The sequence below is a fragment of the Streptomyces sp. KLMMK genome (assembly GCF_036961605.1).
GTDB lineage: Bacteria > Actinomycetota > Actinomycetes > Streptomycetales > Streptomycetaceae > Streptomyces > Streptomyces telluris.
The window spans coordinates 1-9,688 of record NZ_JBAMDC010000255.1 but is presented as its reverse complement, the minus strand read 5'-3'; the positions used below and the strand labels follow the sequence as shown (position 1 = coordinate 9,688).

General features: G+C 72.0%; 9 protein-coding genes and 1 pseudogene. 1 reads left to right on the top strand and 9 read right to left on the bottom strand.

What is annotated here, in order from left to right; genetic code table 11:
- Positions 1-400: 400 nt before the first annotated feature.
- The 7 genes from pheT to infC all read right to left on the bottom strand — a co-directional run bounded on the left by pheT (position 401) and on the right by infC (position 7,835).
- The gene (pheT, locus tag V7793_RS26985) at positions 401-2,911 is read right to left on the bottom strand and encodes a phenylalanine--tRNA ligase subunit beta (protein ID WP_336010912.1); all 2,511 of its coding nucleotides are present in this window, start codon (positions 2,909-2,911) and stop codon (positions 401-403) included.
- A complete protein-coding gene (gene pheS, locus V7793_RS26980) occupies positions 2,911-4,041 on the bottom strand; it encodes a phenylalanine--tRNA ligase subunit alpha (RefSeq protein WP_168095971.1) in 1,131 nt (376 codons plus the stop codon). Before pheS ends, pheT begins: the two co-directional genes overlap by 1 nt.
- A gap of 140 nt (positions 4,042-4,181) precedes the next feature.
- Positions 4,182-5,354, bottom strand: a complete 1,173-nt coding sequence (locus V7793_RS26975; RefSeq protein WP_336010917.1) for a sensor histidine kinase — start codon at positions 5,352-5,354, stop codon at positions 4,182-4,184.
- 40 nt (positions 5,355-5,394) lie between these two features.
- A complete protein-coding gene (locus tag V7793_RS26970) occupies positions 5,395-6,228 on the bottom strand; it encodes a TrmH family RNA methyltransferase (protein ID WP_058045197.1) in 834 nt (277 codons plus the stop codon).
- A 148-nt stretch (positions 6,229-6,376) separates the two neighbouring features.
- The gene (gene rplT / locus V7793_RS26965) at positions 6,377-6,763 is read right to left on the bottom strand and encodes a 50S ribosomal protein L20 (protein WP_071964710.1); all 387 of its coding nucleotides are present in this window, start codon (positions 6,761-6,763) and stop codon (positions 6,377-6,379) included.
- A gap of 92 nt (positions 6,764-6,855) precedes the next feature.
- Entirely contained in the window at positions 6,856-7,050 is a 195-nt protein-coding gene (gene rpmI / locus V7793_RS26960) for a 50S ribosomal protein L35 (RefSeq protein WP_030369870.1), read from the bottom strand.
- 125 nt (positions 7,051-7,175) lie between these two features.
- Complete coding sequence (gene infC / locus V7793_RS26955; RefSeq protein ID WP_106675931.1) at positions 7,176-7,835, bottom strand: translation initiation factor IF-3; 660 nt, start codon at positions 7,833-7,835, stop codon at positions 7,176-7,178.
- A 319-nt stretch (positions 7,836-8,154) separates the two neighbouring features.
- Between infC and V7793_RS26950 the strand changes: the two genes are divergently transcribed.
- The gene (locus V7793_RS26950; RefSeq protein ID WP_336010900.1) at positions 8,155-8,544 is read left to right on the top strand and encodes a DUF1844 domain-containing protein; all 390 of its coding nucleotides are present in this window, start codon (positions 8,155-8,157) and stop codon (positions 8,542-8,544) included.
- 35 nt (positions 8,545-8,579) lie between these two features.
- Here the strand turns inward: V7793_RS26950 and V7793_RS26945 are convergent, their stop codons facing one another.
- Both V7793_RS26945 and V7793_RS26940 read right to left on the bottom strand, forming a co-directional pair.
- Positions 8,580-9,431 carry an MIP family channel protein gene (locus V7793_RS26945; protein ID WP_336010914.1) on the bottom strand — a complete coding sequence of 284 codons (852 nt, stop codon included), beginning with the start codon at positions 9,429-9,431 and terminating at the stop codon, positions 8,580-8,582.
- A gap of 114 nt (positions 9,432-9,545) precedes the next feature.
- Positions 9,546-9,688 (bottom strand): annotated as a pseudogene (locus tag V7793_RS26940) (SseB family protein); the annotation flags it as partial.

Here is a 9,688-nt window from a genome sequence, read left to right as displayed (position 1 = left end):
GACGGCCGCGAGCAGGTGCACGCCCTCGCCGCGGGGGCTCACGAGCTCCCACGCGACCACTCCGAGTACCCACAGCCCGGGGAGAGCGAACACCACCCCCCGCGGCCGGCGCACCGCTCTTGTCCGAATCATGCCGTTGGCCCCCCTAGCAGCAATGACGCCCTCGATTCTCGCGAGCGATCAGCGCTAAGTAACGACCTGGGCCTTCAATTCCACCCCATTGAGTGACATTCGGACACTCTTGAGTGAGGAAACGCGAGAGGGGCGCATCCGGTTCACCGGATGCGCCCCTCGTTTAGGCCGCAATCACCTGCGCTCTCCCCGGCTTCCTCCAGCTGCTTCCAGCTGTTTTCAGCCGCGACTTCTCGCCGCGCAGGCGGTCACGCCGCATCACGCAGCGTCACGCGCCGCGCAGCACCGCGCCCGTGCGCTCGACGGCCGCGGCCACGGCGGCGTCGCGCGCGCCGGTCGCCTCCTCGGCCGTCAGGGTGCGGTCGGCCGCGCGGAAGCGCAGCGCGTACGCGAGCGACTTCTTGCCCGCGCCGATCTGCTCGCCGGCGAAGACGTCGAACAGGCGCAGCGACTCGAGCAGCTCGCCCGCGCCGGACCGCAGCGCGGCCTCGACGTCGGCGGCCGCCACCGAGGCGTCCACGACGAGCGCGACGTCCTGCGTGGCCACCGGGAAGGAGGACACGTGCGGGGCCTCGACGGCACCGGCGCCGGCCTGCTGCAGGACATCGAGGTCGATCTCCATGGCGCAGGTGCGCTCCGGCAGGCCGAAGGCCTTCACGACGCGCGGGTGCAGCTCACCGGCGGAGCCGGCGAACACCTCGGCGCCCTCGACCACGGCGTAGAACGCGGCGCAGCGGCCCGGGTGGAACGGCGCCCGCTGGTCCTGACGGACGATCAGCTCGACGCCCGCCTCGCGCGCGACCGTACGGCCGGCCTCGACGGCGTCCGCCCAGCCGGCCGGACGGCCCTTGCCCCAGTAGCCGTCGAGCTCGCGAGCCCCGGCGAGGACGGCGGCCGCACGGCGCGGCTGCCGGGGCAGCGCGGCGTTCAGGCCGGCGATCTCCTCGTCGGTGGGACGGCGGTCGACGGGCAGCCGGACCGGGGTGGTCTCCTCGCCGGTGGGCAGGAAGACGAGACCGGTCTCGAAGAGGGCCAGGTCGTGCTCGCCACGGCTGTCGTTGCGGCGCAGGGCCGTGAACAGGCCCGGCAGCATCGTGGTGCGCAGCGCCGGCTCGGCCTCGGAGAGCGGGTTGACCAGGCGCACCGTGCTGCGGCGCGGGTCGTCGGCCTCCAGGCCCAGGTGGTCGAGCGCCCAGTCCCCGACGAAGGGGTAGTTGAGCACCTCGACGTAGCCCGCGCCGGCCAGCGCCCGGCCGACGCGGCGGTGCAGCCGCTGCCGGTGGGTCAGGCCACGGCCGGCGGGGGGCGCCGGCAGGGTGGCGGGCAGGTTCTCGTAGCCCTCGAGCCGGATGACCTCTTCGGCGAGGTCGTTCGGGTCGGTGAGGTCCGGGCGCCAGCTCGGGACGGTGACGATCAGCTCGTCCTGCCCGTAGACGTCGCAGCCGACCTCCTGGAGGTGGCGGACGACGGTCTCCCGGCCGTACTCGACACCTGCGACGCCGTCCGGGTGGTCGGCGCGCATGGCGATCGTGCGCGGACCGCTGGGGGCGGCGAACTCGGTCACGCCGGCCTCGGCGGTGCCGCCCGCGAGCAGCACGAGCAGGTCGACGGTGCGCTGGGCGGCCGCGGAGGCCGCCTGCGGGTCGACGCCGCGCTCGAAGCGCTTGGCCGCCTCGGAGGGCAGCTTGTGGCGCCGGACGGCGCGGGCGATGGCGACGGGGTCGAAGTGCGCCGCCTCGACGACGACCTCGGTGGTGCCCGAACCGGCGGCGTGGTCGCCGATCTCGGTCTCGGCGCCGCCCATGACGCCCGCGAGCCCGATCGGGCCGCGGTTGTCGGTGATGACCAGGTCCTCGGGGTCCAGGACGCGCTTGGTGCCGTCGAGGGTGGTCAGCTTCTCGCCGCGCTCGGCACGCCGGACGCCGATCGGGCCGTCGAGGCGCGAGCGGTCGTAGGCGTGCAGCGGCTGGCCGAGCTCCAGCATCACGTAGTTGGTGATGTCGACGGCCAGGGAGATCGGGCGCATGCCGGCCTTCTGCAGGCGGCGCTGGAGCCAGATCGGGGAGCGGGCCTCGGGGTCGAGACCGGTGACCGTGCGGGCCGTGAAGCGGTCGCAGCCGGCCGGGTCGGCGACCTTGACGGGGTAGCCGAAGGCGTTGGGCGCGGGCACGTCCAGCAGGGCCGGGTCGCGCAGCGGCAGGCCGTAGGCGGTGGCGGCCTCGCGGGCGATGCCGCGCATCGACAGGCAGTAGCCGCGGTCGGGGGTGACCGCGATGTCCAGCACCTCGTCGACGAGCTGGAGCAGCTCGATGGCGTCGGTGCCGGGCTCGTACTCCTGCGGCAGCACGATGATGCCGTGCGTGCCGTCGTCGCCCATGCCCAGCTCCTCGCCGGAGCAGATCATGCCGTGCGAGACCTTGCCGTAGGTCTTGCGGGCGGCGATGGCGAAGTCGCCGGGCAGGACGGCGCCGGGCAGCACGACGACGACCTTGTCGCCGACGGAGAAGTTGCGGGCGCCGCAGACGATCTCCTGCGGCTCACCGGTGCCGTTGGCCGTGCCGACGTCGACGGTGCAGAAGCGGATCGGCTTGCGGAAGCCCTCGAGCTCCTCGATGGTCAGGACCTTGCCGACGACCAGGGGGCCCTTCAGGCCGGCGCCGAGGCTCTCGACGCGCTCGACCTCGAGACCCGCGGCGATCAGCTTGGCCTGCACGTCGCGACCGGTCTCACCGGCCGGCAGGTCGACGTATTCCCGCAGCCAGGAAAGCGGGGCGCGCATCAGATCTCCATCCCGAACGGCCGGGTGAAGCGCACGTCACCTTCGACCATGTCTCGCATGTCCTCGACGTTGTGGCGGAACATCAGCAGTCGCTCGATGCCGAACCCGAAGGCGAAGCCGCTGTACTTCTCCGGGTCGATGCCCGCGGCGGTCAGCACGCGCGGGTTGACCATGCCGCAGCCGCCCAGCTCGATCCAGCCCTCGCTGGAGCAGGTGCGGCAGGGGCGCTCGGGGTTGCCGGCCGACTCGCCGCGGCAGACATAGCACTGCATGTCCAGCTCGGCGGAGGGCTCGGTGAAGGGGAAGTAGTTCGGGCGCAGACGCGTGGTCAGGCCCTCGCCGAACAGCGAGCGCACCATGTGCTCGATGGTGCCCTTGAGGTCGGCCATGGTCAGGCCCTCGTCGATGGCGAGGAGCTCGACCTGGGTGAAGACCGGCGTGTGCGTCGCGTCCAGCTCGTCCATGCGGTAGACGCGGCCGGGGCAGATCACGTAGACGGGCGGCTCGCGGTCGAGCATCGTGCGGACCTGCACCGGGGAGGTGTGGGTGCGCAGCACGACGCCGGACTCGGCCTCCTTGGCCTTCTTGCCCGGGGCCTGGACGAAGAGCGTGTCCTGCATGGCGCGGGCCGGGTGGTCCTGCGCGATGTTCAGCGCGTCGAAGTTGAACCACTCCGCCTCGACCTCGGGGCCCTCGGCGACCTCGTAGCCCATGGCCACGAAGACGTCCTCGATGCGCTCGCTGAGGGTCGTGATGGGGTGGCGGGCGCCGGCCGGCGTGCGGTCGTACGGCAGGGTGACGTCCACCGCCTCCTCGACCAGCACGCGGGCGTCGCGCTCCGCCTCCAGCTCGACCTGGCGGGCGGCGAACGCCTTGTTCACCGCGCCGCGGGCCATGCCCATGCGCTTGCCGGCCTCGGCCTTGGCGTGCGGCGGCAGGGCGCCGATCTCGCGGTTGGCGAGGGCGAGGGGCGAGCGGTCGCCGGCGTGCGCAGCCTTGACCTCGCGCAGGGCTTCGAGGTCGGCGGCCGCGGCGACGGCGGCGAGCGCCTCGTCCCGCATGCGCTCGATCTCTTCCGGTTTCAGTGCCTCGACCTCGACAGGGTCATACGACTTATTGGGTGCGGACATCTCTTCCCGTGCTTCCGGTGTGGCTGGCTTCGCTTCGCTGCGCGGCTTTGCCCGACAGATGGGTGCCAAGGTCGTGCCAAAGGTGCCAAAGGTCGAGTCTAAGGGGCGCAAGGGGGTCGGTGGGCCCGCGGGCCGCCCGCTCAGGCCTGTGAGAGAAAGGCCGGGGCGCCCACGGGCAGGGTAAATCGGAACCGGGCGCCACCGCTGGCGGCTCGCTCCACGGTGATCGTCCCGCCGTGGGCCTCGACGATGCCCTTGACGATGTAGAGGCCGAGGCCGGTGCCGCCGCGCTTGCTGCCCCGCCAGAAGCGGGTGAAGACGCGGCTCATCGACTCCTCCGGGATTCCGGGCCCCTCATCGCTCACGGTGACCGCCGTTCCCTCCGTGTCCTCCGCGCGTGCCTTCAGCAGCGCCGGCGCCACCTCTATCGTGACGCGTCCCTCGCCGTGGCGCACCGCGTTTTCCAGGAGGTTGCCGAGGACCTGGTCGACCTTGTCGGGATCGGCCCAGAGCTCGGGCAGCGGACCGGTGACCTTGACCTCGAAGCGGTCGGCGCGGTGGCCTGCCGTGGTGTACGCCTGTACGTGGCGGCGGACGGCGGCGACGACGTCGACGGGCTGGCGGCGCAGCTCCAGGCGGCCGGAGTCGATCCGGGAGATGTCGAGCAGCTCGGCGATCAGCCGGGTGACGCGGTCCGCGTCGGCGTCGACGGTCTCCAGCATCAGCCGCTTCTGGTCGTCGGTGAACCGCTCCCACTTGGCGAGCAGCGTGGCCGTGAAGCCCTTGACGGACGTCAGCGGCGAGCGCAGCTCGTGGGCGACGGTGGCGATCAGCTCGGCGTGGCTGCGCTCGGTGCGGCGGCGGGCGTCGGTGCCGCGCAGCTGGACGACCAGGCGGCGGACGGGCCCGGTGGGCCGCTCGCGGACATAGCGCGCGGAGACCAGGACCTCGCGGCCGCCGGGGAGCAGGAGATTCCGCTCGGGCTGGCCCACCCGGATGGCCAGCCCGCCGTAGGGGTCGGTGAGCGGCCACCAGCGGCGGCCGTCCAGGTCCTCCAGGGGGAGGGCGCTCTCCAGGGGGCGGCCGATCGCCTCGTCGGGCCGGACCGCGGTGATGCGGGAGGCGGCGGCGTTGAAGCAGGTGACGCGGCCGTTCTCATCGGCGACGACGAGGCCGTCCGGGAGGTCGTCGGGGTGCAGGCCGAGCCCGGTGAGCCCCTGTACGAGGGGGTCGTCCGGCTCGTGGGACCCGTGCGGCGCACGGGCCGCCGCCGGAGCGGCGTCGGCCACGCTTCCGGAAGTCCTGACGTTCATCATCCGCACCCCCTCCCGACTCCCCCGGGGGGCAACCCTACTAGCTGAAGGTCACGGAGCGGCACCCTCCGGGTGCACGCTGCGCACGGGCGGAGGCGTAGAGGCACACGGCGGCGGCGGTCGCGAGGTTCAGGCTCTCGGCCTTTCCGTGGATCGGCACGCGCACCACGGCGTCGGCGAGCGCCCGGGTCTCCTCGGGCAGGCCCCAGGCCTCGTTGCCGAAGACCCAGGCCGTGGGACCGCCCATGGTGCCCCGGTCCAGCTCGGCGTCCAGGTCGCGGTCGCCCGCGCCGTCGGCGGCGAGGATGCGGGCGCCGACGCCCTGCAGACCGCTGACCACCTGGTCGACGGGCACGCCCACGGCGACCGGCAGGTGGAAGAGGGAGCCGACGGAGGCCCGTACGGCCTTGGGGTTGTAGAGGTCCACGGAGGCGTCGGTGAGCACGACGGCGTCCGCGCCCGCGGCGTCCGCGCAGCGCAGGACCGTACCGGCGTTGCCGGGGTCGCGCACGTGGGCGAGGACGGCGACCAGCCGCGGCCGGCCGGCCAGGATCTCCTCGAAGGGCGTGTCCAGGAAGCGGCAGAGGCCGACGATGCCCTGCGGGGTGACGGTGTCGGACATCTCCGCGATGACCTCGTCCGTCGCGGTCAGCACGGGCACGCCGGCGGCGAGGGCGGCGGCGACGATGTCCGCGTGGCGCTCGGCGGCGTCCGGCGTCACATAGACCTCGATCAGGTGATCCACGGCCTCGCGGACGGACTGCGGCCCCTCGGCCAGGAAGCGGCGCTCCTTGGCGCGGAAGCTGCGCTTGGTCAGTCGGCGGGCCGCGACGACACGGGGAGATCGCAGGGAGGTCAGCTCGGGGGCCGCCATGGGCTCACTTTCGGTTGCTGGTGTGCGCGGTGCGGTGGGGTGACGGGACCGGCCGGGCCCGTCACGGCGGGTGCCGGGGGCCGGACGCGAACGGACCCGCAGGCCGTGGGCCTGCGGGTCCGCGTCGCTACAGCCTCGGGGCGCCGGTTCAGGCAGCGGCCTTCGGGGCGTTCACGTCGGCCGGCAGGGCCTTCTGGGCGACCTCGACGAGCGCGGCGAACGCGTTCATGTCGTTGACGGCCAGCTCGGCGAGGATCTTGCGGTCCACCTCGATGTTGGCGGCCTTCAGACCCTGGATGAGGCGGTTGTACGTCATGCCGTTCTGGCGGGCAGCGGCGTTGATGCGCTGGATCCACAGCTGACGGAAGTCGCCCTTGCGCTTCTTGCGGTCGTTGTAGTTGTAGACCAGGGAGTGGGTGACCTGCTCCTTGGCCTTGCGGTACAGGCGCGACCGCTGGCCGCGGTAACCGCTGGCCGCCTCGAGGATCGCCCGACGCTTCTTGTGCGCGTTGACTGCGCGCTTGACGCGTGCCACTTGTTAACTCCTTGTAGCGGGGCCGTGGTGGATTCTCACACGACCCGAAATCGATTGGGTCCCGGTGTGGACGTGCGGCCGAAGCCGGAACGTCACTTGCCGAGAAGCTTCTTGATCTTCTTGGCGTCGGCCGGGGCCATCTCGGCGTTGCCGGTGAGGCGACGCGTCAGGCGGGACGACTTGTGCTCGAGCAGGTGGCGCTTGCCGGCGCGCTCGCGCAGGACCTTGCCGGAGCCGGTGACCTTGAAGCGCTTCTTGGCACCGCTGTGCGTCTTGTTCTTCGGCATAGCGCCGTTCTCTCCTCGTCGTGGCACTCCCCGGCCGTATCAGGGCGTACGGGAGTGTCATCTGTTTCGGTGGTGTCCGGGGCGGATGCCCCGGGGGGTCATCCGGGGCGCGGGGCGCCCCCGGATCACGCCTCTGCGGGCTCCTCGGCGGCGTCCGCGGACGAGGCGCCGGAGCGCTCCGCCTTACGGGCGGCCTGTGCCTCGCGGGCTTCGGCCATCGCCTCGGTCTTCTTCTTGTGCGGACCGAGGACCATGATCATGTTTCGGCCGTCCTGCTTCGGGTTCGACTCGACGAAACCGAGGTCCTGGACGTCTTCCGCGAGACGCTGCAGCAGTCGGTAGCCGAGCTCCGGCCGGGACTGCTCGCGACCACGGAACATGATCGTGATCTTGACCTTGTCGCCCTGCTTGAGGAACCGGACGACGTGACCCTTCTTGGTGTCATAGTCGTGCGGGTCGATCTTCGGCCGGAGCTTCATCTCCTTGATGACCGTGTGCGCCTGGTTCTTGCGCGCCTCACGGGCCTTCATGGCCGACTCGTACTTGAACTTCCCGTAGTCCATGAGCTTGCAGACCGGCGGACGGGCGTTCGCCGCCACCTCGACGAGGTCGAGGTCGTACTCCTGCGCAAGCTCCAGTGCCTTGGCAAGCGGCACGATGCCGACCTGCTCGCCACTGGGACCGACAAGTCGCACCTCGGGGACTCGAATCCGGTCGTTGATGCGGGGCTCGGCGCTGATGGATCCTCCTCGGTAGCACCACGCGGCGGCCTGGCGGGCAGCCACGTAACGTCTTTTCGTAAGACCAACCGCGCCGGTGCAACAAAAATGCCCCGACGGGACACAGGCGGGGCTCCATAAAACCGGAACACCGCCACGGCATGCCGCGGGGCGCATCGGGCAGCTCCATCGTCCGTACGGAACGATGGGCGCCGCCTGACCGGAGACCTGCCGGCCTGAGGCCGGGCGAGGTGGGAGAACGGAGCTCCACTTGTGGGCCGGACACGGAAGCGTCCAGCCGGTCGATCCACAACTCTAGCAGCTGTGGAGCAGGCGTGCTAACCCGTGGCAAATCGATTCGGCACCGGCACGTATCGTGTCCGCCATGAGCGACGCGAACCCCGCCACCCCGGAGAACCAGGGCACCGAGCCGGCTGCGGCCCCCGATTTCGACACCATGACCCGTGACATCGCGGACGTCCCCGCGGTCGAGGTGATCACCACGGTCGCGGTGCACCTGATGAGCTCGGCGGCGGTCAACCTCGGCCTGGCCGAGGAGGGCGAGCGGCACAAGGACCTCGACGAGGCCCGCAAGCTGATCACCGCGCTCGCCGGGCTGGTGACCGCCGGCGCCACCGAGATCAGCAACTTCCACGCCGGACCGCTGCGCGACGGCCTGAAGTCCCTCCAGCTCGCCTTCCGCGAGGCGTCCGTCGTGGCGGACGAGCCCGGCCAGGGGCCCGGCGAGAAGTACACGGGCCCCGTCTTCGGCTGAGCCTCCCCCCGGCCTCCGGCGTTTCCGCGCCCCGGTCAGACCGTGCCCGCCGGGCCCGGCCGACCGGGGCGTTCCCCGCCTTCCCCGCCCTCGTCCCCGGCGTCGCGGTCCTCCCGCGGCTCGGGGCGTTCTTCCGTCGGGTGCGCGGCCGTCGTCGGCCCCTTCGGGTAGTGCGGGAGCGCCAGGTCGTCGGCCAGGTTGGCCGGACCCATCGGCGGATGCGTGACCCGGTGCGCGCCGGCCGCCAGCACGCCGCCGATCAGCGGCGCGATGATGAACAGCCACAGCTGCGAGAGCGCGCCCCCGCCCGCGAACAGCGCCGGGCCCAGGCTGCGCGCCGGGTTCACCGAGGTGCCCGTCAGCGGGATGCCCACCAGGTGGATCACCGCGAGGGCCAGGCCGATGGGCAGGCCGTCGAAGCCCACCAGCGCGATCTTGTGGGTCACCGAGAGCACGACGAAGACCAGCAGGAAGGTCAGGACGACCTCCGCGAGGAACGCGCCGCCGGTGTTCAGGTGCACGGCCGAGCGGCTGCCCCAGCCGTTGCTGCCGAACGCGCCGTGCGTCTTCAGCCCCGGCACCTGCTTGGCCAGCAGGAACAGCAGCGCGGCGCCCACGATGCCGCCGAGCAGCTGCGCCACCCAGTACTCGATCGCCGTGCGCGGGGCGATGCGGCCCTCCAGCAGCATGCCCAGCGTCACCGCCGGATTGACGTGGCAGCCCGAGACCGGACCCAGTGCGTAGCAGAGGGCCAGCAGGGTGAAGCCGAACGCCAGGGCGATGCCGAGGACCCCGATGTAGTCGGCCGCGAGGACCGCGGAGCCGACGGCGAAGAAGACCAGCAGCAGAGTGCCGAGGAACTCGGCGGCGACGGTTCTCGTCTCCACGGAGTCGAGACTTGCGGCCCCCAGCTTCACGTCCATGGCGTCCTCCAGGGATCTCGTGGACCTCTTCGCATTGTCGGTCGATCCACGACGGGGCGCCTGTCGGCTGGAACGCGGCTAGCGGGTGAAGAGCGGCTCCCCGGGGACGGAGGCGCCGGCGGGCAGCAGGGCCAGGTCGAGGCCGCGGACGAGCCGGGCCCGCAGGACCTCGTCGGAGGCCAGCGCCTCCGCCACGCGCTGCACCGCGGCGGAGACCTCGG

Bases quoted from the DNA above. Each gene is read 5' to 3' on its own strand.
- pheT (WP_336010912.1), bottom strand. From the start codon at position 2,911: ATGCGCGCCCCGCTTTCCTGGCTGCGGGAATACGTCGACCTGCCGGCC.
- pheS (WP_168095971.1), bottom strand. From the start codon at position 4,041: ATGTCCGCACCCAATAAGTCGTATGACCCTGTCGAGGTCGAGGCACTG.
- V7793_RS26975 (WP_336010917.1), bottom strand. From the start codon at position 5,354: ATGAACGTCAGGACTTCCGGAAGCGTGGCCGACGCCGCTCCGGCGGCG.
- V7793_RS26970 (WP_058045197.1), bottom strand. From the start codon at position 6,228: ATGGCGGCCCCCGAGCTGACCTCCCTGCGATCTCCCCGTGTCGTCGCG.
- rpmI (WP_030369870.1), bottom strand. From the start codon at position 7,050: ATGCCGAAGAACAAGACGCACAGCGGTGCCAAGAAGCGCTTCAAGGTC.
- V7793_RS26950 (WP_336010900.1), top strand. From the start codon at position 8,155: ATGAGCGACGCGAACCCCGCCACCCCGGAGAACCAGGGCACCGAGCCG.